The following is a 23423-nucleotide window of genomic DNA, read 5'->3' on the forward strand; positions in this document are numbered from 1 at the left end:
CTTGGGGGCATAGCGCATTCAGGAGCGTCCCCGTGAGCGAGTGGTTCCACGCAGAAGGCAACCGGCAGCAAGGCCCGCTGCCGGCGGAACAGTTGGTCGAGTTGTTCCGCAACAACCAGATCTCCCTGGACACCCTGGTCTGGCGCGACGGCCTGCCGCAATGGCAGCCGTTGCGCAGCGTGGTCGATGAGCTGGGCCTGATCGTGCCGGCGCTGGACGTCGCCGCGCCGGCCGTGGAACCCGAGCCGGAGCCCGAACCGGAACCGGTTGCGCCGCCGCCGCCGCAACCACCGGTGCTGCCACCGTCCACGCCCTATGCCACGCAGACCCCGGCCGGGGTGCTGCCGCCGCCGAAAAAGAAGCTCTCCGGCTGCGCCCTGACCGCGATCATCGGCGGCGGCCTGCTGCTGGTGCTGGTGCCGGTCATGGCCATCCTCGCGGCGATCGCCCTGCCTGCCTACAACGACTACACCGTGCGTGCCAAGGTTGCCACCGCGGTCAATGCCCTGCAGCCGCTGAAACAGCAGGTGCAGCACTTCGCCGACGACGAAGGCCGCTGCCCCGGTGCCAACGATGCCGGCTTCCCGGCGCCGGGTGATTTCACCCAGGCCGGCCTGTCGGCGGTGAACATCGGCCGCTTCAACAACGGCCACTGCGGCATCGAAGCAACGCTGGCCGTGCCCGGCAAGAGCCTCGATGGCGACCTGCTGTGGCTGGAATATGATCGCGACAGCGGCCGCTGGGAATGCAGCGGTGAAAGCGACGACAAGTACCTGCCGCCGTCGTGCCGCGGCTGAGCCACGCGCACGGCAGCACCTCCAAGGACGATCCAACAGGGAACATGCAATGACCGAGTGGTACTACGCCGAAGGACAGCAACGCCAGGGCCCGCTGCCGGTCCAGGAAATCCGCCAGCGCTTCCAGCGGGGCGAACTGAACCTGGACACCCTGGTCTGGCGCGAAGGCATGGCCCAGTGGGCTGCACTGCGCCAGGTGGTCGATGAGCTCGGCCTGCAGACACTGGCTGATGCCAGCACGGCCACCGCCAGCGGCGGCTTCGACCTGCGCGGCGACTACGCCGCCATCGACAACGGCACTGCACCGCTGCCTGGCACGGGTGCGCTCAGCAGCTCGCCCTACAGCGCCCCGGCCGCTTCCGGTGCCGGTGGCCCGCAGCCGGTGATCGGCGGCGAGGTGGTCTACGCAGGCTTCTGGAAGCGCGTAGCGGCGTACATGATCGACTATTTCGTGCTGGCCATTCCGGGCGGCATCATCGGCGCCATCATCGGCGTGGTGCTTGGCGCCAGCATGGGCGCGGTGGGCAGCGGCGAGACCTCCATCGAAATCGTCGCGCAGGTGGCCAGCGCGCTGATCAACATGGCCATCGGCGTTGCCTACTACACCTGGTTCCATTCCTCGCAGGGTGGCGCCACGCTGGGCAAGATGGCGGTCGGCATCAAGGTCGTGCGCAGCAACGGCGATCGCCTGACCAAGGGCCGCGCCTTCGGCCGCTACTGGGCCATGCTGCTGAGCAGCTTCACCCTCGGCATCGGCTTCCTGATGGCCGCCTTCACCGAGCGCAAGCAGGGCCTGCACGACATGATCTGCGACACCCTGGTGGTCGACCGCTGGGCCTATACCGACCAGCCGCACCTGCAGCGCCATGAGCTGGGCACGGTCACCATCGTGATCCTGGTGCTCACCGGCCTGCTGGTGCTGGCGGGCCTGGTGCTGCTGGTGGCCGCGGTCGGCTTCATCGCCAAGATGGCCTCATGAACGGCCATCCTCACGTCTGGCTGCTTGACAGGGGCTGGCCGGGCGTGATTCCTCTAATAAGGTGAAACCTGAACGCCCGGCACACTACCGGGCGTTCAGCGTATTGATTTGTCCGTGGCCGCTTCACTAATGCGGCCGTTTGCTCCACCCTAGCGGCCCCTCCCCTGCGGCTCGCCCCACAGACACTGCTGCCATGCCCAAGCACCTGCTCATCGTCGAATCGCCGGCCAAGGCCAAGACGATCAACAAATACCTCGGCAAGGACTACACCGTCCTGGCCTCGTATGGGCATGTGCGTGACCTGATTCCGAAGGAAGGCGCGGTCGACCCGGACAACGGGTTCGCCATGCACTACGACGTGATCGACAAGAACGAAAAACATGTCGACGCGATCGCCAAGGCCGCCAAGGGCGCCGACGACATCCTGCTGGCGACCGACCCGGATCGCGAAGGTGAAGCGATCAGCTGGCATATCGCCGAGATCCTGAAGGAACGCGGGCTGGTCAAGGACAAGCCGATGCAGCGCGTGGTGTTCACCGAGATCACCCCGCGCGCCATCAAGGAAGCGATCAGCCAGCCGCGCGCGATCGCCAGCGACCTGGTCGATGCCCAGCAGGCGCGCCGCGCGCTGGACTACCTGGTCGGCTTCAACCTGTCGCCGGTGCTGTGGCGCAAGGTCCAGCGCGGCCTGTCCGCCGGCCGCGTGCAGAGCCCGGCGCTGCGCATGATCGTCGAGCGCGAGGAAGAGATCGAAGCCTTCATCGCCCGCGAGTACTGGTCGATCGCCGCCGAGTGCGCACACCCGTCGCAGCACTTCAACGCCAAGCTGGTCAAGCTGGACGGGCAGAAATTCGAGCAGTTCACCATCACCGACGGCGACACCGCCGAAGCCGCCCGCCTGCGCATCCAGCAGGCCGCGCAGGGCTCGCTGCATGTCACCGACGTGGCCAGCAAGGAGCGCAAGCGCCGCCCGGCGCCGCCGTTCACCACCTCCACCCTGCAGCAGGAAGCCTCGCGCAAGCTCGGTTTCACCACCCGCAAGACCATGCAGGTGGCGCAGAAGCTGTATGAAGGCGTGGCGATCGGTGACGAAGGCACCGTCGGCCTCATCTCGTACATGCGTACCGACTCGGTGAACCTGTCGCAGGACGCGCTGGCCGAAATCCGCGACGTGATCGCCCGTGATTACGGCATCGCCTCGCTGCCCGACCAGCCGAACACCTACCAGACCAAGTCCAAGAACGCCCAGGAAGCGCACGAGGCGGTGCGCCCGACCTCGGCCCTGCGCACTCCGTCGCAGGTCGCCCGCTTCCTGACCGACGACGAGCGCCGCCTGTACGAACTGATCTGGAAGCGCGCCGTCGCCTGCCAGATGATTCCGGCCACGCTCAATACGGTCAGCGTCGACCTGTCGGCTGGCAGCGAGCACGTGTTCCGTGCCAGCGGTACCACCGTGGTGGTGCCCGGCTTCCTGGCCGTGTACGAGGAAGGCAAGGACAACAAGAGCGCCGAAGACGAGGACGAAGGCCGCAAGCTGCCGGCGATGAAGCCGGGCGACCGCGTGCCGCTGGAACGCATCCAGGCCGAGCAGCATTTCACCCAGCCGCCGCCGCGCTACACCGAAGCGGCGCTGGTGAAGGCGCTGGAAGAGTACGGCATCGGCCGTCCGTCGACCTACGCCTCGATCATCCAGACCCTGCTGTTCCGCAAGTACGTGGAAATGGAAGGCCGCAGCTTCCGCCCGTCCGACGTCGGCCGCGCGGTGTCCAAGTTCCTGTCCAGCCACTTCACCCAGTACGTGGACTACGACTTCACCGCCAAGCTCGAAGACGAGCTCGACGCCGTCTCGCGTGGCGAAGAAGAGTGGATCCCGCTGATGGCCCGCTTCTGGGAGCCGTTCAAGGAGCTGGTGGAAGACAAGAAGGAATCGGTGGACCGCGCCGAGGCCAGTGGCGCGCGCGAGCTCGGCACCGACCCGAAGACCGGCAAGCCGGTCAGCGTGCGCCTCGGCCGCTTCGGGCCTTACGCCGCCATCGGCAGCACCGCCGAGGACGCCGAGGAGAAGCCGAAATTCGCCTCGCTGCGCCCCGGCCAGTCGATGCACACCATTTCGCTGGAAGACGCGCTGGAACTGTTCCTGATGCCACGCGCGCTGGGCGAGGACAACGGCGAGCCGGTCAGCGTCGGCATCGGCCGCTTCGGCCCGTTCGCCAAGCGCGGCAGCACCTATGCCTCGCTGAAGAAGGAAGACGACCCGTACACCATCGACCTGGCCCGCGCCGTGTTCCTGATCGAAGAGAAGGAAGAGATCGCGCGCAACCGGATCATCAAGGAGTTCGAGGGCAGCGACATCCAGGTGCTGAACGGCCGCTTCGGCCCGTACATCAGCGACGGCAGGATGAACGGCAAGATCCCCAAGGATCGCGAGCCGGCATCGCTGACCCTGGCCGAAGTGCAGCAGCTGATGGAAGAAACCGGCAAGCCCGTGCGCAAGGGCTTCGGCGCCAAGAAGGCTGCCGCGAAGAAGGCACCGGCCAAGAAGGCGGCGGTGAAGAAGGAAGCGGCGCCGAAGAAGGCCGCAGCCAAGAAGGCGCCTGCCAAGAAGGCGGCGAAGAAGGCCGTGGTAAAGAAGGCCGCTGCAAAGAAGGCACCGGCGAAGAAGGCCGTCAAGAAAGCCGCGAAGTAGATTCACGCCATGCGTGGATAAGGGGTAGTGCCGGCCGCTGGCCGGCAACATCCAGAAGCACCCGATGCCGGCCAGCGGCCGGCACTACCGGGCCAGGGTCCACCCCTTCTGCACGCCGCAGGGGGATAATGGGGGCCCACGTCGGGCCGGTCGCCGCCATGAAAGAACTCACCCTGGACTCTGCTGTCGCCACGCTCCGCGCCGGCGGCGTGATCGCCTATCCGACCGAAGCGGTCTGGGGCCTGGGCTGTGATCCCTCGCATGAGGCGGCGGTGCACATGGTGCTGCGGCTGAAGCAGCGCCCGATCGAGAAGGGCATGATCCTGGTCGCCGCCGAATTGTCGCAGCTGGAGGGCTGGGTGCGCCTGCAGGCGTTGCCCGATGCCCGCCAGCGCGCGGTGCTGGCCAGCTGGCCGGGTGCCAACACCTGGATCCTGCCGGCCGGTCCGCGCGCCCAGCCCTGGATTACCGGCGAGCACAGCGGCATCGCCGTGCGCATCAGCGCGCACCCGCTGGTCGCCGCCCTGTGCCGCGCCTGGGGGGGGCCCCTCGTCTCCACCAGCGCCAACCTGGCCGGTGAACCACCGGCACGCAGCCGTGCCGAGCTGGATCCACGCCTGCTGCGCCTGCTCGATGGCATCCTCGATGGCGAAACCGGCGGCCTGGCCCAGCCCACCCCGATCCGCGACGCGCTCAGCGGCAACGTGCTGCGCTCCTGAGCGGACGATTGCACTGCCACGCACAATCACGCACCCTGCCGCCATGAACCTGCTGCGCACCGCCCTGGGCCTGTGCCTGCTGCTGCCATGGACCGCACCGGCCGCCGAGGACGTGCGCGTCTACCGCTGCGTCGCCAGCAATGGCGCCGTGGCCCTGCAGGACAGGCCCTGCAGCAGCGGCCGGCAGGAGGTGCGTGACCTGCAGCGCCCGCGCGATCCGGCACCCCGGGTGGTGCGCAGTGACGCCCCTCCCGCGGTGCCCAGCGAGGTTCCGGTGATGCGCGATCGCGAAGTCCGCCACGTCTACATCCAGCCGCCACAACCGTTGTACGAGTGCGTGAGCGACGACGGTCGCCGCTACACCAGCGACAGCAACGAGGGCAATCCGCGCTGGGTCCCGTTGTGGACCAGCGTGTGGCTCCCGCACGGGCACCACGGCGCGGTCCATCCCGGTCCACGCCCGGGCTTCGGCACGCCGGTCGGTGCGCCGATCGGTGAAGGCACAGGCTACCGGCCGCCTGCGGTGGGCGTCGGCGTGCAGGTGCCGGCCGGCAGCGTGCTGGTCCGTGACAGCTGCCATGCGCTGCCGCCGCAGGACGTCTGTGCGCGCCTGCGTGACCGCCGCTGGGAACTGGACCGCCGTTACAACAGCGCGCTGCAGAGTGAGCGCACCGCCATCAGCAATGAACAGCGTGGCATCGACGCGCGCCTGTCGCGGGACTGCGAACGCTGAGCGCAATGCCTGCCGGGGCATGTACGCTGTGCGCATGAAGAACCTGATCTGGCTGGCCCTGGGCCTGTTCGCCGGCAACGCGTTGGCCGACGACGGGGTGATCTACCGTTGTACCTCCAGCAGCAGCGATGTGCCCACCCTGCAACGCACGCCCTGCCCTGCCGGCAGCAAGCAGCAGGTGGTGAGGGTGCCGGCCAGTGCTCCGCCGGCGCCGGCGTCAGCGGCACCCGTGCCGGCCGCGCCCGGACCGGCCGCGGCCACTGCGCCGTCCGTTCCCGCACCCGCGCCTCGTCGCCCCGGCGAAGGACGCACGATCATGGAAGCTGGCATGGTCGAACGCGAAGGCGGCGATCTGATACTCGACAGTGCATCGCTGCCACGCCAGGCCGATGCCGCGCCGGACAGCAATGCGCCGCCGAAGCCGCCGCTGCCACCGATCTTCCAGTGCACCGACAGCCAGGGCGGTGGCTACCTGCACGAATACGAAGCCGCCCCCGGGCGCTGCGAACTGATGACCGTGCAGGGACTGGGCGGCGCCACGCCGGTCAATGCCGCCGGCTGCGAAGTGGTGCGCGACCGCTGCGAGGAACTGCCGGACGCGCAGCGCTGCAGCAGCTGGCAGCAACGCTTCCGCGACGCACGTGGCCGTGAGCGGTTCGCCTCGCCGGAAAACCGCGACAACGCCCGTGGGGAACGCGAACGGCTGCAGGGCGTGCTGGAGGCCAGCAACTGCCCGGTACCGGGGTGACAGCCACCCGGTAGTGCCGGCCGCTGGCCGGCAATCGCAGGATCTTCAAATGATTCCAGTTGCCGGCCAGCGGCCGGCACTACCTTTTGGAAGATCAGAACCCGTAGCGCAGGAAGCCGCCATCCACCGCGATGCATTCGCCGGTGACATAGCTGGCCGCCGGCAGGCACAGGAAGCCAACGGCTGCGGCCACTTCCTCCGGCTCGCCGATGCGGCGCATCGGCGTGCGGTTGATCACTTCCTCGTAGTAGTCCGGGTCCGACAACGGACCGGACGTGCGCCGCGTGCGGATGTACCAGGGCGCCACCGCGTTGACCCGGATGCCATCCTCCGCCCACTCGACGGCCAGGTTGCGGGTCATCTGGTGCATCGCCGCCTTGGTCATGCCATAGACCACGCCACTGCGCACATGGGTCAGCCCGGACACGCTGCCGACATTGACGATCGACGACGACGCGTGCCGGGCCAGCAGCGGATGCGCGTAGCGCGACAGCTCGAAGGCCGAGAACAGGTTGGTCTCGAAGATCTTGCGCCATTCGTCCTCGGAATATTCCGTGGCCGCCTTGGTGACGTTGCCACCGGCATTGTTGACCAGGATGTGCAGGCCATCGCTGTGATCTTCCACCCAGTCCAGGATCTGCCGACGGTCCTCGTCATCGGAGACATCGGCCGCCAGCGCGTGCACCTGGTGCTGCGGATAGACATCCAGCAGTTCGTCGCGCGCCGTTTCCAGCATGTCGATGTCGCGGCCGACGATCATCAGGTCGGCGCCGAGGCCAGCCAGTTCGTGCGCAATGGCCAGGCCAATACCGGCGCTGGCACCCGTGATCAGGGCCGTCTGGCCGTCCAGGCGCCACCGTTGCTGGGTCATGAGTCCTCCGGGGCCGCGCCCGCTGTGTTTCGATGCCGCAAGGATACGCGCTCACGGCGGCCCTCTGCCGAGGATGCGACACTGCACGTACGCCCACTGCGGAGAGCCGCCATGCGCATCCTGACCCTGTTCTCGTCCCTGCTGGCCGGCGTGCTGTTGGTGGCCTGCCAGCGGCCGCCGACGCCGAACCCGGAGAAGCCACCGGTGCCCAAAGCGATGTCGCGTGCGATGCAGGAACCGCTGGACCGCGCCAAGGGCGCGCAGAAAGCGGTGGAAGAGGCCGCCGCACGCGAACGCAAGGCCGAGGCCGACGCGACGCAGTGACCTGTGGGGTCAGAGCCCTTTGCGGGGCAAAGGGATCCGACCCCATGAACGAAAACGCCCGGCCAGAGCCGGGCGTTTTCATTCGGTACCGTTGCCGATCAGAATCCGCAGAAGCAGTACGCCAGCGCCTTCACCGGAGCGCCATTGCCCTTCTCGCGGGCCGCGTTCTCGACGAAGCGCAACTGAGTGTCCACTTCCGGCATCGTGCGTGCCAGCATCATCCGCGCCATCCCCGAATCGGACAGCATCCAGGCACCGGCGCGGCTGCCGGCGAAACCGCTGACGAACTGCGCGAACGGCGTGGCCGCCTTCTCGATGTAGCGCACGCGATAGGCATCGGCCTTGCCCAGCTTGGCGCGGCTGGCCGCATCGGCCACCGCGTCCTTCAGGCCACCGAAGGCATCGACCAGGCCGCGTTCCTTGGCCTGTGCACCGCTCCACACGCGGCCACGGGCGACCTCGTCCACGGCCTCGACCGGCTTCTTGCGGGCGTCGGCGACACGGCCGGTGAAGTCGGCGTAACCCTTGTTGATCACCGACTGGATGACCTGGCCCACGGCCGGATCCATCGGGCGGGTGACATCGAACGCACCCGCGAAGCGGGTGGTGCCGACACCGTCGGTGTGCACGCCGATCTTGTCCAGCGCGCGGCTGAAGTTCGGCACCATGCCGAAGATGCCGATCGAACCGGTGATGGTCGACGGATCGGCATAGATGCGATCGGCGTTCATGCTGATCCAGTAGCCACCGGAAGCGGCCAGATCACCCATCGACACCACGACCGGCTTGCCAGCGGCCTGCAGGGCTACCACTTCACGACGGATCTGCTCGGAGGCGAACACTTCACCGCCCGGCGAATCCACCCGCAGCACCACCGACTTCACGTTGTCGTCGTCGCGCGCGGCACGCAGCAGCGCCGAGGTCGACTCGCCACCGATGCGGCCGGCCGGCAGGTCACCGCCACTGATTTCGCCGGCGGCCACCACCACGGCCACCTGCGGACGCGAGTCCACCGGGTTGCGGCGCGCGTCGAGCAGGGCCAGGTAGCGGCCGAAGTCAACGTTGCGGAAACCACCGTCGGCATCCTCGTCGGCCACGCCGCGCTCGATCATCAGATCCTCGAATTCCTCGCGGGTCTTCAGCGCGGTCACCAGCTTCTGCTGCAGGGCGAACTTGGCCAGGTCACCACCGGCGGCAGCGATGCCTTCCGGCAGGGTGTCGATGCCGGCGGCCAGCTGTGCCGGATCCAGGCGGCGGGCCTTGGCGATGTCGCCCAGGTAGCGCTGCCACACGTCGTTCATCCAGAACAGGTCGGCTTCCTTGGAGGCCGGCGACGCCGCGTCGAGCACGTACGGCTCGGCCGCGGACTTGTACTCGCCCACCTTGAACAGGTGCACGTCCACGCCCAGCTTGTCCTGCAGGCCGGTGCGGAAGTACTGGCGGTAGCGGCCGAGGCCTTCGAGCACGACCGAACCCATCGGGTCCAGGTAGACCTCGTCGGCCTGCGCGGCCAGCAGGTACTGCGACTGGCCCATGCTCTCGCTGTAGGCCACCAGCTGCTTGCCGGAGGCGCGCAGGTCCTGCAGCGCGGCGGCCACCTCACGCAGCGAGGCGAAACCGGACGGCTGCAGCTTGTCCAGCTCCAGCACCACGCGCTCGATCTTCTTGTCTTCCTTGGCCGACTCGATCACCCGCAGCAGATCGCGCAGCTGGATCTCCTCGGCGCCGTTGTCACCCACCGCCTTGGCCAGCGCGCGGCTGACCGGGTCGGCGCTGAACTGCTCGACCAAGCGGCCTTCCGGCGCGATCACGAGCGTCGTGCGGTCCTGCAGCGACTTGCTGGCACCGGCACCCATGCCGGCGGCGATGACGAACATCACCAGCAGCAGGAACAGCAGGCCGAAGAACACCAGGTTGAGGATCAACCGGCGGGTGAAGTTCATGACGTCCCACAGCCCGATGAAGAAACTGGCGACGGGGTTGCGACGCGCCGGGGGCAGCGGGGGCACGGGTTGATTCATGGAACGCTCCGGATGGCTTCTTGCCGTGGTACCAGCATAGCCGGTGCCGCGTGATGCAGCATCGGACACAAGTCAGGGGATCGCCCGTCACGGGTGAACGTGGCGGGCGGGAAGATCAGGACAGCGCGGATTGCCCGATGCGCTGGCTGCTGCGGCGCAGGCGCCAGCCCATCAGGATGGCAGCGGCGGTCAGGCCGACGATCAGGCCGATCCACATGCCCTGCGGGCCCATGCCCAGCCCCAGGCCGAGCCCGGCGCCGAGCGGCATGCCCAGGCCCCAGTACGCGAACATGGCGATGAACATCGGCACGCGGGTGTCCTTCAGGCCGCGCAGCGCGCCGGCCGACAGCACCTGGATGCCGTCCGGGAACTGGAAGGTGGCCGCGTACAGCAGCAGGGTCGAGGCCAGGCCGGCCACCGCCAGGTCGTTGGTGTATACACCGACGATGGCATCGTGGCCGAACAGCAGCACCGCCGCCGACAACGTCTGCGTGCCCATGATGATCGCGTAACCGGCCCAGGCCGCACGCCGCACGCCGAAGCCGTCACCACGGCCGACCGCATGGCCGACGCGCACGGTGGTGGCCTCGGCCACGCCCATCGGGATCATGAAGCACAGCTGCGCGACATTGATCGCGATCTGGTGCGCAGCGGCTTCGTTGGCACCAAGGCGGCCGATCAGCAGCGCGGTGACGATGAACAGGCCGCCCTCCATCAGCACGGTGATGCCGATCGGCAGGCCGGTGCGCAGCAAGTCCCAGATCGCCTTCCAGCGCGGCCCTTCGAAATGCGAGAACAGCTGCAGATGGGCGAAGCGCCTGGTGAACCACAGGTAGGTGGCGAAGGCGATCGCCTGCAGCCACATCATCACCGCCGAGGCGATGCCCAGGCCTTCGGCGCCCATTTCCGGGAAGCCGAGCTTGCCGTTGGCCAGCACATAGCCCATCGGTGCCAGCACCAGCAGGCCACCGAAGCCGAGCAGCATCGTCGGCAGCGTCCAGTGCATGCCTTCACTGAGATAGCGCATGCAGAAGTACAGGGTCAGCGCAGGTCCGCCCCAGCGCACCGCATGCAGGAACGCGGTCGCCCCCGGCACGATGTCCGGCGCGATGCCGAACGACGGCAGCAGCGGCGGCACCACGGTGAGGAAGGTGAACATGATCAGGCCCAGCCCCAAGGCCAGCCACAGTGCCTGGCGGAACAGCGGGCCGATCTCGCGCTCGCGGCCGGCGCCATGCAGCTGCGACACCGAGGCGGTGAGCGAGATCAGGGTGCCGATCGGAATCAGCATCGGCAGCCACAGCAGCGCCGTACCGATGGTGACGGCGGCCAGTGTGGCCGTGGCGTGGTGGCCGGCAATCACGTTGTCGACGAAGGAGATCAGACCGGTGGACACATGGCCCAGCACAAGCGGCAGGGCGAGCAGACCGGTGGCGCCGACTTCCTTGCTGAAGCGCGGCGTGGAGGTTGCAGTAGACATAAGGTGCTTGACGCGAACTGCGGTTGCGCGCGAAGGGCACAGGCACCGGGTTGCGGGCGCCCATCTTACGCGGGCGGCGCCAGCATTCCCATGACATGGCGTGAATGCTGGGTTTCAGCCGCCCCACACAAAAAGGGGACGGAGGGGATTAAGTCGTTTCAGGCCCGCTAGTGCCGGATGCGACTTAATCCCCTCCGTCCCCTTTTTTACTGGCCGGCCTGGCGCTTGAGCCAGCTGTCGCGCTCGGCGGCGGGCACGGCGAGGAAAGCGCTGCGCACTGCGTCGCGTTCCTGCGGTGGCGTGCGCTGCGCGACCAGAGTCAGCTGGGCCAGCTGCGCCGGGCTGAGCTGGCGCAGTACGGCCAGCGCGGTCTCGCGCTGTTCCGGCGGCACGAAGCCGAACAAGCCATGCAGCTTGGGGAATTCCAGGCCCAGTTGCGGGCCCAGCCGCCACCCGTCGCGGAACGCCTGGTCCTGGTCGCGGAACTGTTGGCGCAGGCGCTGCTGCTGGTCCGCAGGCAGCGCATTGAATCGCGCAGCCGCCTGGCGGATGCGCTCGCGCTCTCCTTCCGGCAGCGCGCGCCAGGCGGCGTAGTCGGCGCGGCGCTGGCGCTGCTGCTGCGCATCGAGCTGGGCGAAGCCAGAGGGTGCTGCCGCCGACGGTGCTGGCGAAGCCACCGGCGTGGCCGGCGACGTCGGTGGCGGCAACGGCACGTTCAACGATTGCGGCGCGGCAGACAGCGACAACGGCAGGGCCAGCAGCAGGCTGGCGAACACGGACTTATTCATCGGCAGCAGCGGTTTCCAGCGTGGCACTGGCCGGCTCCGGCCGGCTCGGCCTGGATTGCGATTCATCCACCGGCAGCGGGCCGCCCGCGGCAGTCCACGCGTACAGGTCGGCATCGGCAACCAGCGGGTAGTCACGATCGGCCAGCATCGCTGCGTCGTCCGTGGCCTGGGCCGTGGTCGCATCCGGCGTGGCGTTGACCTTGCTGGGTGGCAGGGCTTCCACCGTCACCGGACCGGCTTCGCCCACCACCCCCTCCGGCAGCGGTGCATCACTGCCGAAGGAATGCCCCTGCCAGTGGCGCCAGCCCAGCGCTGCGGCCAACAGTATCGCCACGGTCGCCAGCAGGATCAGCGGACCGCGCCAACGTGGCTTGGCGTTCGTGCGACGGCGCTTGCCATTGGCGGCCGCCCGCTCATCGCGCTGCGGTGCGCGCCAGCTCGGGGTCGGGGCTTCATTGTGGGCGGTCGCGGCGGCGGGTTGCTGCAGCTGCTGCAGGCGCGCGGCCGGCAACTCACGGATACGCGCCTGCACCTGTTCGGCCAACTGGCGCCAGGCCGAGGCATCCGGCTGGCCGTGGGCATCACGCGGGCAGGCGTCGGCCAGCAGGTGCTGGTAGCCCGCCTCGTCCTGGTCGAGCACGCGCATGGCGATGCCCTCGTCCAGGCTGCCCCCCACCCGCAGCAGCAGCGCAAGGCGCGGCAGCGGCGGCATCGCGCCCAGCACGGCCAACGGCGGCAGCCACTGCCCGCCCACCGGCTCGCGCAGCGCCTGGCGCTGGCCCAGAAGGGTCCAGAAGCGGGTCGGCCACTGCGCCATCGGCAGGTCGCTGGCCACTGCGGCAAAGGCGCGCATCACCGCCACCAGGGTCTGCTCGGCGCGCGCGGCATCGCCGCACTGCAGTTCAGCGACCACCAGGGCACGGCGCTCGACGCCACGCAGGAACGCCGACAGCGCGCCGGCCGCGGTCGAGGAAACAGGGGCGGGCACAGCCGTCATCGGTCACTCCAAAGGTCTGCCGGCATGATAGCGGCAGGCCATCGACGCCCGTAGGACTTGCGCCCACAGGCACTTCGTGCTGCAGGTTGTGCACAGCACCACGCCCCCTCCGGCGAAAACTGTGGCTTCGGGCTGAATTCACTCTGTTTCAGCATTGTTTCACACTTAAGATATTGATTTTATTGTCTTTTGTCGTGTGGCGATTTTTTGACCAACCCAAGCGTGAGGCCGTCGCCATCGGCCTTCTACGTTTCCGATGGCCGTTAACGCACAACGTTATCCACAGAACATGTGGATAAGACTGAATCTCCAATGGACACCGATATTTAGGTGACATTTATGATTCAACGGGCGCCGCCCCGCCGCTCCCGCTGCTGCCGTTCGCGCGCGCATGGCCCGTTACACTGGCCCGATGCTTTCACCGATTCCGACCCTGCAGGTCGCCCTGCCTGTCCCCCTGCCCCGCCTGTTCGACTACCTGTCGCCGGAGGGCGATGCACCGGCGGTCGCGGTCGGCTGCCGCCTGAAGGTGCCGTTCGGCAACCGGGAGCTGGTCGGTGTGGTGGTGGGGCACGGCCAGACCGACGACGGCCAGGGACTGCGCCAGGCCCTGGCCTGGTGCGACCCGCAGCCGCTGCTGCAGGGGGAGCTGTGGCAGAGCCTGCAATGGCTGGCGCGCTACACCCATGCGCCACTGGGCGAGGTGCTGAGCACCGCCCTGCCCGGCCCGCTGCGCCATGGCGAGGTCCTGCCCGACACACACCACTGGGGTTGGCAGCTGACCACCGAAGGCCACGCCCAGCGTGAAAAGCTGCGCGCAGGCAGCCGTCCACGGCAACTGGCCGAGCTGCTGGCCGAAGCCATCGTGGATGAGGACGTGCTGGGCGAACGCATGCAGGACTGGCGCACCGCCGCGCGCAGCCTGGCCAAGCGCGGGCTGGCCGAGCGGGTTGCGCTGAGCGTGGCCCCCCAACACGCGCAGCCACTGCCCGGTCCCACGCTCAACCCGGACCAGGCCGAGGCGGTGGCCGCGATCAATGCCGCCGACGGCTTCCAGCCGTTCCTGCTGGATGGTGTGACCGGCAGCGGCAAGACCGAGGTCTACCTGCAGGCGATCATCCATTGCCTGGCGCAGGGCAGGCAGGCGCTGGTGCTGGTGCCGGAAATCGGCCTGACCCCGCAGACCCTGGCACGCTTCCGTGGCCGCCTCGGCATCGCCGTGCATGCGCTGCACTCGGGGTTGAACGACAACGAGCGCGCGCGCGTCTGGGCAGCGGCCTCACGCGGCGAAGCGCGCGTCATCGTCGGCACCCGCTCAGCGGTGTTCACGCCGCTGCCCCAGGCCGGCCTGCTGATCGTCGACGAGGAACACGACGGCAGCTACAAGCAGCAGGACGGCATCCGTTACCACGCGCGCGATTTCGCCCTGGTCCGGGCCAAGTCGCTGGGCGTTCCGGTGTTGCTGGGCAGTGCCACGCCCTCGCTGGAAACCCTGCACAACGCCTACGCCGGGCGTTACACCCACCTGCGCCTGAAACAGCGCGCCGGCGATGCGCGGCCACCGCGCGTGCGCATCCTCGATGTACGCAAGCGCCCGCTGCATGACGGCCTCTCGGCCGATGTGCTGGCCGGCATCGGGGAGCATCTGCAGCGTGGCCAGCAGGTGCTGGTGTTCAAGAACCGCCGCGGCTACGCACCGGTGCTGCTGTGCCACGACTGCGGCTGGACCGCGCCATGCCAGCGCTGCGATGCGCCGATGACCGTGCATGGTGGCGGTCGTCGCCTGCAGTGCCACCACTGCGGCGCGCGGCAACCGGCGCCGCTGGCATGTCCGGCCTGCGGCAGCCTGGCACTGCAACCGCAGGGCATCGGTACCGAACGCCTGGAAGAACATCTCACTGCGGCCTTCGCCGACTTCCCGGTGGTGCGCATCGACCGCGGCACCACCTCACGGCGCGACGCGCTGGAACAGCAGCTGGCGAAACTGGGCGACCAGCCCGGCATCCTGGTCGGCACGCAGATCCTGGCCAAGGGCCACGACCTGCCCAAGCTGACCCTGGTGGTGGTGGTGGGTATCGATGAGGGCCTGTTCTCAGCCGACTTCCGCGCCAGCGAAAAACTGGCGCAGCAGCTGATCCAGGTGGCCGGCCGCGCGGGACGTGCGCGCGACCCGGGCGAGGTCTGGCTGCAGACCCATCACCCCGGGCACCCGCTGCTGGAAACCCTGGTGAGCGGTGGCTACCATCCGTTCGCGCAAGCCGAGTTGAACCAGCGCCAGGCGGCCGGATTCCCGCCCTTCGCGCATCTGGCGCTGATGCGCGCCGAAGCGCAGCAGGTGGAGCATGCCAATGCATTCCTGCTGGCAGCCCGGCACCTGCTGGGCGAACAGAACGTGGTCGAGGCCTACGGGCCGATGCCGGCGCCGATGCCGCGGCGGGCCGGTTACCAGCGCACGCAGCTGCTGCTGTCTGCCCTGCAGCGGCCGCCGCTGCATGGCGTGCTTTCGCAACTGGTTCCGCAGCTGTACGCGCTGCCGGAAGCACGCAAGGTGCGCTGGTCGCTGGATGTGGATCCGACGGATCTGTATTGAGGGGTCGGAGCCCACCCGCTGGGTGGGATCCGACCCCGATGGCCAGGGGGTCGGATCCCTTTTCGCAGAAAAGGGCTCTGACCCCGGACGCCTTCGCTTACGTCAGCGGCGACATCACGCCGCGCTGGTAGGCCGGTCGCTCACGCAGGCGCGCATACCACTCGGCCAGGTGCGGCAGGTCCGGGCGCTGGATCGGCAGTTCATACCAGGCGTACACCAGCGAGCCGAGCGGAATGTCGCCCATGGCGAACGTCCCGCCCGACAGCCATGGCTGCGTGGCCAGGGTGGCATCGGCCATCGCCAGGTAGTCACCGGCACGGACGATGGCCGCGCTGATGCGCGCTTCGTCACGGTCGGCCGGCGCGGTGCGCATGATGCCCCAGACCAGGTCGCTGTACAGCGGCGCCATCCGCGAGGTGCTCCAGTCCATCCACTTTTCGGCCTGCGCGCGCTCCATCGGGTCCTCGGCGTACAGCGTGCCCAGCGCATAGCGCGCGCTCAGGTAACGCACGATGGTGTTCGATTCCCACAGCGGCAGGCCGTGGTCCTCGATCACCGGCACCAGGCCGTTGGGATTCATCGCCTGGTACTCCGGCGTCTGCGTGCCGCCATGGCTGCCGCCGACTTCGATGGATTCGTACGGCAGGCCGATCTCCTCGGCACACTACAGCACCTTGCGGACGTTGCTGGAATTGCGGCGGCCCCAGATCTTCAACATGCGGGTTTTCCTTGCTGGCAATGCGAGCGGCAACGATACGCCTGATTGGAGTGGAGATGTGCGTGCCGGATGCGGGATCGGGCGCCTGCGCGCTGCCGGCCGGCGGCCGGCACTACCGGTTCTTTTTTGGCAGCGCGCGCACGTAGGACGACTTGCCGTCCTTCTTCAGCTCGAACAGGCCGATCGCCGCCAGCAGATCGCTGAGTTTGCCGTAGCCATAGTTGCGCGGATCGAACGAGGCCTGGTTGCCGATCTGGCTGCCGACCGGCCCCAGGTGCGACCAGCCATCCTCGCCCTCGGCCGAGGACACCGCGCGGCGCAGCATCTTCACCAGCCGGGTGTCGCTGCGCATCTCCGCCCCGCTCTTGCGCGGGCGTGCATCATCATTGGCGACGGGCTCGTTCGATGCCTGTTCGCTCGATGCCTGCTCGGCATCCGGCACGCTGGCGTGGGTCTGGCCCAGCGCTTCCAGGTAGGTGAACTTCGAGCACGCGTTGACGAACGGTTCCGGCGTCTTCTTTTCGCCGAAGCCATACACCTTCACGCCGTCGGTCAGCAGGCGCATCACCATCGGGGTGAAATCGGCATCGCTCGACACGATGGCGAAGCCATCAAGGTTGCGCGCGTACAGCAGGTCCATGGCATCGATCACCATCGCCATGTCCGACGCATTCTTGCCCTTGCTGTAGGCGAACTGCTGGATCGGGCGGATCGCGTATTCGTGCAGCACCGCTTCCCAGCCCTTCAACCGCGGGCTCTTCCAGTTGCCGTAGGCACGGCGCACGTTGGCCACGCCATAGCGGGCGACTTCGGCCAGGACCTCGTCGATCTTCGAGGCCGGCGCATTGTCGGCATCGATCAACAGGGCGATGCGCTTTTCCGGTTCGCTCATGGATTCCTCGCGGGCGGTTGCCTGAACCCGAGTATCGCCGATCCACCCAGGCGCTGACGTGACAGGTGGCCGCCGTGCGAAGATGCCAGGCGCTTCCCCCAATGCCCCCACTGGAGTGAGTCGATGAGTCGCGAGCGCGTTCCCCACCTGGTCGTTGTCGGCGGCGGTTTTGCCGGTCTCTGGGCCACCCGTGCCCTGGCCCGCGAGCGCATACGCATCACCCTGGTCGACCGCCGCAACCATCACCTGTTCCAGCCGCTGCTGTACCAGGTGGCCACCGCCGGCCTGTCCGCGCCGGATATCGCCGCACCGCTGCGCCACATCCTCGGCCACCAGCGCAACGTGGAAGTCCGCCTCGGCGAAGTGGTCGCCATCGACAAGCAGGCACGGCAGATCGGCATGGCCGATGGCAGCACGCTGGACTACGACAGCCTGCTGCTGGCCACCGGCGCTACCCACGCCTACTTCGGCAACGACCAGTGGGCCGATGATGCCCCTGGCCTGAAAACGCTGGACGATGCCATTGCACTGCGCCGCAAGCTGCTGCTGGCGTTCGAACGCGCCGAGGCCGAACCGGACCCGGCCAGGAAGGCGGCGTGGCTGAGTTTCGCCATCGTCGGTGGTGGTCCCACCGGCGTCGAACTGGCCGGCACGCTGGCCGAGATCGCGCGCCACACGCTGCGCAACGAATTCCGCCACATCGATCCGGCCAGCGCCAAGGTGCGGCTGGTCGAGGCTGGGCCGCGCGTGCTGTCCTCGTTCCCGGAAGTGCTTTCGCTGAAGGCGCGCCGCCAGCTGGAAAAGCTGGGCGTGGAAGTGCTGACCGGTACCCCGGTGAGCGACATCGACAGCCAGGGCTTCAAGCTCGGTGAGCAGTTCGTGCCGGCCCGCACCGTGGTCTGGGCCGCCGGCGTAGCCGCTTCACCACTGGCGCGCACGCTGGACGTGCCGCTGGACCGCGCCGGCCGCGTGCAGGTGCAGCCGGACCTGACCCTGCCCGATCACCCGGAGCTGTTCGTGGCCGGCGACCTGGCCGCACTGAGCCAGGCCGACGGCAAGCCGGTTCCCGGCGTGGCGCCCGCGGCCAAGCAGATGGGCAAGTACGTGGCCGAGGTGGTCCGTGCACGCCTGCACGGCAAGCCCGAGCCCGGTCCGTTCAAGTACGCCGACTACGGCAACCTGGCCACCATTGGCCGCATGGCCGCGATCGTGCACCTGGGCCGGCTGCAGCTCTCCGGCGTGCTGGCCTGGTGGTTCTGGCTGGCCGCGCACGTGTTCTTCCTGATCGGCTTCCGCAACCGCATCGTGGTGCTGCTGAACTGGGCGGTCGCGTACTGGAGCTACCAGCGCAGCGCGCGCATCATCTTCGGTGATGACCAGGATGACCGGCGGCCGAGGCGGTAAGGCCGCACGCAACAGGGGTCGGATCCCTTTCCGCGGGAAAGGGCTCTGACCCCGTCAACAAACATGGAGCGCCATCCACGCATGGCGTGGATCTACCGGTTCATCTGGCCACCGGGCACCCGCCGTTTCGACCAGGTCCGGCAGAAGTCCTCCTTCCTCGCGGTGTCCGCAATCTGCGCGGTACTCCAATGCCGGGTGATCCAGATCGCCAACGCGGTGCTGCTGAGATGCCAGCGCAGCATGCCGCGCCGAGGTTGCCGCCACAGGTGGCGCCGGGCAATCCAGAAGGCCTCCCGCTCCACTTCAGGCACCTTGTTCTTCATCCCGTCCTTGTCGAAGAACTGGGCGGTGAAGCGCCAGGGGTTCATTGGCTGGTATCCCGCCCGTGGCTCACCGCTGCACGCAGCCACGCCACTGGGCGCGCGGTCGGCCGGCTTCGGCCGGCCGTCCACCAATGCCAGCCCGAGCAGATACAGCAGGCCAGGCAGCAGCGCGATGCCGGCGACCAGCACGACGACGGAGATCCATGCGTTGCCGGCGGCACGCATCGCTCAGTGCGCCTTCGGTTTCGGGTACCACAGTGCGTTGACGATGACCCAGCGCTGGTCGAAACGCCCCATGTGGAAGTAGTCGACGAACCACGGGGTTTCCAGCCGCACCGAGGCCGCGTTGCCGGTCACGTCCAGCACCGTGCAGCGGCGATCCCATTGATCCTTCGGGGTCTTCAGCGCGCCCTGTTTCGTCAGCGAGACCAGCTCTTCCTTCGACATCCGGCGCAGGCCCAGGCGCTCGCCGGGTGTATCGCCGAGGACCGCGCGCTTGGCCAGGTCCGGGTGCAGCGAACGGGCGACGCGCTGCGGATCGGCCTCCAGCTGGCCATCGACGTAGTCGTGGCAGGTGGCTTCGACGGCCGCGATCGTGGCGGGGTCGGCGGCAGGGCTCGTTGATGCGGAAAGCGCGAACAGCAGGGCAATCGTGGACATCCGGGTCTCCGGCTCTGGGCGCGGGGCGATCATCGCATGGGCCGAATGGCCCATCCACGCATGACGTGGATCTACTGTAGAGCCGAGCCCATGCTCGGCTCCCGCATCGGGCAGACGGAACAACAGCCGAGCGTGGGCTCGGCTCTACAGAAGCGCAGGATCCGTTGCCTGCAGCCAGGCCAGCTTGCGTTCGCGGGGCTGCTGCTTGAGTTGCCACTCGGCCCGCGAGGCGGCGGCCCGGTCCGGGTATTCGCGCACGGCCAGCACGCGCAGCGGCGGCCGGGCCCGGGTGTAGCGCGCGCCCTTGCCGGCCTGGTGGGCGGCGAAACGCGCCTCCACATCGGTGCTGATGCCGGCGTAATAGCTGCCATCGCGGCATTCGAGCAGGTACAGGAACCACGGGCGGAGGGATGGGGCCATGCCTGGATTATGCCGTGCTGCACTGCAGCGGATATACTGGCGCCCGAATGCAGGAGAGAGGCGCCGCGCTGGCGCCCGCCGAAGGCGCAGGCTCCCATGATCGCTCAGGCCGGTGGGCTGGAATCCCACCAACCATGCATTCGACTCGCCGAGCTGGAGAGAGGTCACCGGGCATGCCCGGGGCGATCCGCCGAAGGGGCACGCGGCCCATGCCGCTGAACTCTCAGGCAAAAGGACAGCGGGAGCGGCACCGGTCATCGTCATCCCGTCATTGCGCAGGCAGTGGCGGTGGTCGCGCATGGCCGGCCCCACCGCGCCCGGAGCCTGTCCCATGCTGCTGTCCATCATCTACCTGATCGCCATTTCCGCCGAAGCCATGACCGGCGCACTGTCCGCCGGCCGCCGCCGCATGGACCTGTTCGGCGTGGTCATGATCGCCTGCGTCACCGCCCTCGGGGGTGGTTCACTGCGCGACATCCTGCTCGGCCACTACCCGCTGGGCTGGGTGAAGCACCCCGAGTACCTGGGCTTCACCGTGTGCGCGGCGCTGATCGCCACCTGGGTGGCGCGCTGGATGCACCACTTCCGCCGCACCTTCCTGGTGCTCGACGGGCTGGGCCTGATCGCCTTCACCCTGATCGGCTGCTCGATCGCGCGCGAGGCCGGCCATGCGATGCCGATCGTGCTGATCGCCGGCATGCTGACCGGCGCGTTCGGCGGGGTGCTGCGCGACATCCTCTGCAACGAGGTGCCACTCATCTTCCAGAAGGAGCTGTACGCGATCATCGCGCTGCTGACCGGCGCGGCCTATCTGTTGCTGCTGCACTGGGGCGTGGCCGATGCCACCGCGATCCTGTGCTGCCTTGGCGGCGGCTTCGCGTTGCGCCTGCTGGCGATCCACTACCGCTGGGAAATGCCGAAGTTCGTCTACCACGACGAAGTGCATTGAGCCTCTTCGTAAAGTCGAGCCATGCTCGACTGCTCTTTGCAGGAAACCAACGCGCTTCGCGCGCAGGTCGGGCATGGCTCGACGCTACAGGAAGCCGTATCACCACCCCGGCGATGTACCTGGCGCTGTCGCTCATGCGCAGCGCCAGGCGCATCGCCGGTGCAGATGGGCCGGCCTCCAACTCCGACCGGCCCTGATCGCGGCCGCACCCCCGCAGGCGCTGGCCGCCATCCACACACGTGCCGCACTCAGGCGGCTTCGATCAGGCTGCTTCGGACACCTTCACGTCGCGACGGGCGCGCACGGCCGCAGCCAGACGCTCCAGCACCGTCACGGTGGTGTCCCAGTCGATGCAGCCATCGGTGATGCTCTGCCCGTAGACCAGCGGCTGGCCTTCCACCAGTTCCTGGCGGCCACCGACCAGATGGCTCTCGATCATCACGCCAACGATGCGCTGTTCGCCGTCTTCCAGCTGAACAGCGATGTCCTCGATCACCTTCGGCTGGTTCTCGGGGTTTTTCAGGCTGTTGGCGTGGCTGGCGTCGATCATCAGGCGCGTCGGCAGCTTGGCCTTGGCCAGCACCTGGCAGGCGTCGGCGACGCTGCCGGCGTCGTAGTTCGGCTGCTTGCCGCCACGCAGGATCACATGGCAATCCGGATTGCCGGTGGTCGACACGATGGCGGTGCCGCCCTGCTTGGTGACCGACAGGAAGTGATGCGGATTGGACGCCGCACCCACCGCGTCAGCGGCGATCTTGACGTTGCCATCGGTGCCGTTCTTGAAGCCGACCGGGCACGACAGCCCCGAGGCAAGCTCACGATGCACCTGGCTTTCGGTGGTACGCGCGCCGATCGCGCCCCACGCCACCAGGTCGGCGATGTACTGCGGCGAGATCACATCGAGGAATTCGACACCGGCCGGCAGGCCGAGCTTGTTGATGTCGCGCAGCAGGCCGCGGGCAATGCGCAGGCCCTTGTCGATCCGGAAGCTGCCGTCCAGGTCCGGGTCGTTGATCAGGCCCTTCCAGCCCACCGTGGTGCGCGGCTTCTCGAAGTACACACGCATGACGATTTCCAGTTCGCCGGCCAGCGCGTCGCGCAGCGGCTTCAGGCGCTGGGCGTATTCGATGGCGGCCTTCGGGTCGTGGATCGAGCACGGGCCCACCACCACTGCCAGGCGGTCGTCACGGCCGTGCAGGATCTGGTGCAGGGCCGCGCGCGAGGCGCTGACGGTGTCGGAGGCTTCATCGTCACAGGGCAGCATCGCCAGCAGCTGGGCAGGCGGTGTCAGCGGTTCGATGGTGCGGATACGCAGGTCGTCGGTGTGCGGGGGCATTGCAGGAGATCTCCGGAACGTTGGGGTCCCCAGCGTGGCGGCATGAAAAAAGCCGCCAGGTTCGCTGGCGGCTTTCGGGAATGCGTCTGAAGCTTTCTTCAGGGTGAGCGCAGTCCTTCCTCCGCCAGTGGCTTCGGAAAGTAATACCAGTAAAAGCGGGTGGCGGCTGCGTTCATGGGGTGTATTGATAGCACAGCTTTTGCGCAGTGCAAAATGTTTCATCCGCAACCGCGGGTGCGGTTCAGCGAGGCGCGCGCCGGCGCTGCCCACGCGGCAGCAGCCACGCAAAGCTGCTCATTTGCCATGCACTTCCACGTCCAGCAACAGGCCTTCGTGGATGTCGGCCCAGCGCTCCAGCACGCGGTCCAGCTCCTGCCTGGCCTCGTCCAGCTGCTCGGGATTGAGCAGGGAACGGGTGGTGTAGAGGTCGGAGACCAACCGCCGCAGGGCCGCCTCCGGGATGGCCACCGACGGCCCTTCCCGCCCCGGCAACTGCAATGCCGGGCTGTCGCCAAGCGGGCCGAACAGCGTGACCTGGAGCGTGCTCTGCATGATCAACTTCCCTGCGGATGGACATGGGCAATGTCCTGTTTACCGCGTCCGGGTGACAGGCGCATGTGCCATGCGCGTCCGGAGACGCTGCTACAAGGCGGCCAGGTCGGCAAGGTGCTGCCCCATCCCATCGTCTGCGCCGACGGCGTTGATGGTGGCGAAGTACTGATGCCAACCGGTGGCGGCAATGCCGGCCACCAGCGCATCGGCGTCCGCGCGGCTTGCACAGCGCCAGACCGCATAGAACTGCTCATCGCTGCCGTGCTGTACGCCCCTGGCAATGCGGCCCATCGCCAGCAGTGTGATGCGGACCGGATCGAACTGCTGCATGCCTGCACCGATACGGGCGAAGAAGGCATTCCGCTGCTCGGGCTGGAGCGTGGTCCAGGCGGGGGTGGCGGTATAGAGCTCGATGAAGGTGTGCGACATGCTGCTT

23 protein-coding genes and 2 riboswitches are annotated in these 23423 nt (G+C 68.1%); of the genes, 10 read left to right on the forward strand and 13 right to left on the reverse strand.

Features of this window, described 5'->3' with window-relative positions; translation table 11 throughout:
- The first annotated feature begins 32 nt into the window (after positions 1-32).
- The 6 genes from ACT6SE_RS18770 to ACT6SE_RS18795 all read left to right on the forward strand — a co-directional run bounded on the left by ACT6SE_RS18770 (position 33) and on the right by ACT6SE_RS18795 (position 6662).
- Positions 33-797, forward strand: a complete 765-nt coding sequence (locus tag ACT6SE_RS18770) for a pilin (RefSeq protein ID WP_014648567.1) — start codon at positions 33-35, stop codon at positions 795-797.
- Positions 798-846: 49 nt separating this feature from the next.
- Complete coding sequence (locus ACT6SE_RS18775) at positions 847-1776, forward strand: RDD family protein (protein WP_014648568.1); 930 nt, start codon at positions 847-849, stop codon at positions 1774-1776.
- Positions 1777-1969: 193 nt separating this feature from the next.
- A complete protein-coding gene (locus ACT6SE_RS18780) occupies positions 1970-4462 on the forward strand; it encodes a DNA topoisomerase I (protein ID WP_014648569.1) in 2493 nt (830 codons plus the stop codon).
- A gap of 128 nt (positions 4463-4590) precedes the next feature.
- The gene (locus ACT6SE_RS18785; protein ID WP_080053022.1) at positions 4591-5181 is read left to right on the forward strand and encodes a Sua5/YciO/YrdC/YwlC family protein; all 591 of its coding nucleotides are present in this window, start codon (positions 4591-4593) and stop codon (positions 5179-5181) included.
- A gap of 43 nt (positions 5182-5224) precedes the next feature.
- Positions 5225-5914: a hypothetical protein gene (locus ACT6SE_RS18790; RefSeq protein ID WP_046432746.1), complete on the forward strand. Its 690-nt coding sequence runs from the start codon at positions 5225-5227 to the stop codon at positions 5912-5914.
- A gap of 34 nt (positions 5915-5948) precedes the next feature.
- Positions 5949-6662, forward strand: coding sequence for a hypothetical protein (locus tag ACT6SE_RS18795; protein ID WP_041864295.1), 714 nt, complete (start codon positions 5949-5951; stop codon positions 6660-6662).
- A gap of 94 nt (positions 6663-6756) precedes the next feature.
- Here ACT6SE_RS18795 and ACT6SE_RS18800 read toward each other — a convergent pair whose 3' ends face one another.
- The gene (locus ACT6SE_RS18800; RefSeq protein WP_014038643.1) at positions 6757-7533 is read right to left on the reverse strand and encodes an SDR family oxidoreductase; all 777 of its coding nucleotides are present in this window, start codon (positions 7531-7533) and stop codon (positions 6757-6759) included.
- A gap of 111 nt (positions 7534-7644) precedes the next feature.
- On the opposite strand from ACT6SE_RS18800, the gene ACT6SE_RS18805 reads away from it, so the two are divergent.
- A complete protein-coding gene (locus tag ACT6SE_RS18805) occupies positions 7645-7857 on the forward strand; it encodes a hypothetical protein (protein ID WP_005414610.1) in 213 nt (70 codons plus the stop codon).
- Positions 7858-7955: 98 nt separating this feature from the next.
- Here the strand turns inward: ACT6SE_RS18805 and sppA are convergent, their stop codons facing one another.
- From sppA to ACT6SE_RS18825, 4 genes are all read right to left on the reverse strand, one after another.
- The gene (gene sppA / locus ACT6SE_RS18810; protein WP_046432751.1) at positions 7956-9878 is read right to left on the reverse strand and encodes a signal peptide peptidase SppA; all 1923 of its coding nucleotides are present in this window, start codon (positions 9876-9878) and stop codon (positions 7956-7958) included.
- Between the two features lie 115 nt (positions 9879-9993).
- Positions 9994-11358 (reverse strand): MATE family efflux transporter, encoded by a 1365-nt coding sequence (locus tag ACT6SE_RS18815; RefSeq protein WP_046432753.1) that lies wholly within the window; start codon positions 11356-11358, stop codon positions 9994-9996.
- 206 nt (positions 11359-11564) lie between these two features.
- Positions 11565-12146, reverse strand: a complete 582-nt coding sequence (locus ACT6SE_RS18820) for a DUF3106 domain-containing protein (protein ID WP_046432756.1) — start codon at positions 12144-12146, stop codon at positions 11565-11567.
- Positions 12139-13143: a hypothetical protein gene (locus ACT6SE_RS18825; protein ID WP_014648577.1), complete on the reverse strand. Its 1005-nt coding sequence runs from the start codon at positions 13141-13143 to the stop codon at positions 12139-12141. Before ACT6SE_RS18825 ends, ACT6SE_RS18820 begins: the two co-directional genes overlap by 8 nt.
- Before the next feature lie 412 nt (positions 13144-13555).
- On the opposite strand from ACT6SE_RS18825, the gene ACT6SE_RS18830 reads away from it, so the two are divergent.
- The gene (locus ACT6SE_RS18830) at positions 13556-15733 is read left to right on the forward strand and encodes a primosomal protein N' (protein WP_046432758.1); all 2178 of its coding nucleotides are present in this window, start codon (positions 13556-13558) and stop codon (positions 15731-15733) included.
- Positions 15734-15830: 97 nt separating this feature from the next.
- Here ACT6SE_RS18830 and ACT6SE_RS18835 read toward each other — a convergent pair whose 3' ends face one another.
- Entirely contained in the window at positions 15831-16385 is a 555-nt protein-coding gene (locus ACT6SE_RS18835; RefSeq protein WP_444811165.1) for a glutathione S-transferase N-terminal domain-containing protein, read from the reverse strand.
- 178 nt (positions 16386-16563) lie between these two features.
- Positions 16564-17343, reverse strand: coding sequence for an NYN domain-containing protein (locus tag ACT6SE_RS18840; protein ID WP_014648580.1), 780 nt, complete (start codon positions 17341-17343; stop codon positions 16564-16566).
- A gap of 123 nt (positions 17344-17466) precedes the next feature.
- Here ACT6SE_RS18840 and ACT6SE_RS18845 point away from each other — a divergent pair, with 123 nt between their 5' ends.
- Positions 17467-18747, forward strand: a complete 1281-nt coding sequence (locus tag ACT6SE_RS18845) for an NAD(P)/FAD-dependent oxidoreductase (RefSeq protein WP_046432761.1) — start codon at positions 17467-17469, stop codon at positions 18745-18747.
- Between the two features lie 92 nt (positions 18748-18839).
- Here the strand turns inward: ACT6SE_RS18845 and ACT6SE_RS18850 are convergent, their stop codons facing one another.
- The 3 genes from ACT6SE_RS18850 to ACT6SE_RS18860 form a co-directional block, all read right to left on the reverse strand.
- The gene (locus ACT6SE_RS18850) at positions 18840-19295 is read right to left on the reverse strand and encodes a hypothetical protein (RefSeq protein ID WP_046432762.1); all 456 of its coding nucleotides are present in this window, start codon (positions 19293-19295) and stop codon (positions 18840-18842) included.
- Positions 19296-19298: 3 nt separating this feature from the next.
- On the reverse strand, positions 19299-19730 hold the full coding sequence (locus ACT6SE_RS18855) for a nuclear transport factor 2 family protein (protein ID WP_046432765.1): 432 nt from the start codon (positions 19728-19730) through the stop codon (positions 19299-19301).
- A gap of 144 nt (positions 19731-19874) precedes the next feature.
- Positions 19875-20150: a GIY-YIG nuclease family protein gene (locus ACT6SE_RS18860; protein ID WP_014648583.1), complete on the reverse strand. Its 276-nt coding sequence runs from the start codon at positions 20148-20150 to the stop codon at positions 19875-19877.
- 40 nt (positions 20151-20190) lie between these two features.
- A riboswitch (glycine riboswitch) is annotated at positions 20191-20280 on the forward strand.
- A gap of 13 nt (positions 20281-20293) precedes the next feature.
- A riboswitch (glycine riboswitch) is annotated at positions 20294-20399 on the forward strand.
- An 82-nt stretch (positions 20400-20481) separates the two neighbouring features.
- Here ACT6SE_RS18860 and ACT6SE_RS18865 point away from each other — a divergent pair.
- Entirely contained in the window at positions 20482-21099 is a 618-nt protein-coding gene (locus tag ACT6SE_RS18865; RefSeq protein ID WP_005411215.1) for a trimeric intracellular cation channel family protein, read from the forward strand.
- 262 nt (positions 21100-21361) lie between these two features.
- On the opposite strand, the gene ACT6SE_RS18870 is transcribed toward ACT6SE_RS18865, so the two are convergent.
- The 3 genes from ACT6SE_RS18870 to ACT6SE_RS18880 all read right to left on the reverse strand — a co-directional run bounded on the left by ACT6SE_RS18870 (position 21362) and on the right by ACT6SE_RS18880 (position 23416).
- Positions 21362-22435, reverse strand: a complete 1074-nt coding sequence (locus tag ACT6SE_RS18870) for a 3-deoxy-7-phosphoheptulonate synthase (RefSeq protein WP_014038657.1) — start codon at positions 22433-22435, stop codon at positions 21362-21364.
- A 294-nt stretch (positions 22436-22729) separates the two neighbouring features.
- The gene (locus ACT6SE_RS18875) at positions 22730-22987 is read right to left on the reverse strand and encodes a hypothetical protein (protein ID WP_014648585.1); all 258 of its coding nucleotides are present in this window, start codon (positions 22985-22987) and stop codon (positions 22730-22732) included.
- A gap of 90 nt (positions 22988-23077) precedes the next feature.
- Positions 23078-23416, reverse strand: coding sequence for a DUF6616 family protein (locus ACT6SE_RS18880; protein ID WP_046432768.1), 339 nt, complete (start codon positions 23414-23416; stop codon positions 23078-23080).
- Positions 23417-23423: the final 7 nt, after the last annotated feature.

This window comes from Stenotrophomonas sp. LC732, assembly GCF_052446685.1.
In the GTDB taxonomy this organism is placed as follows: domain Bacteria; phylum Pseudomonadota; class Gammaproteobacteria; order Xanthomonadales; family Xanthomonadaceae; genus Stenotrophomonas; species Stenotrophomonas muris.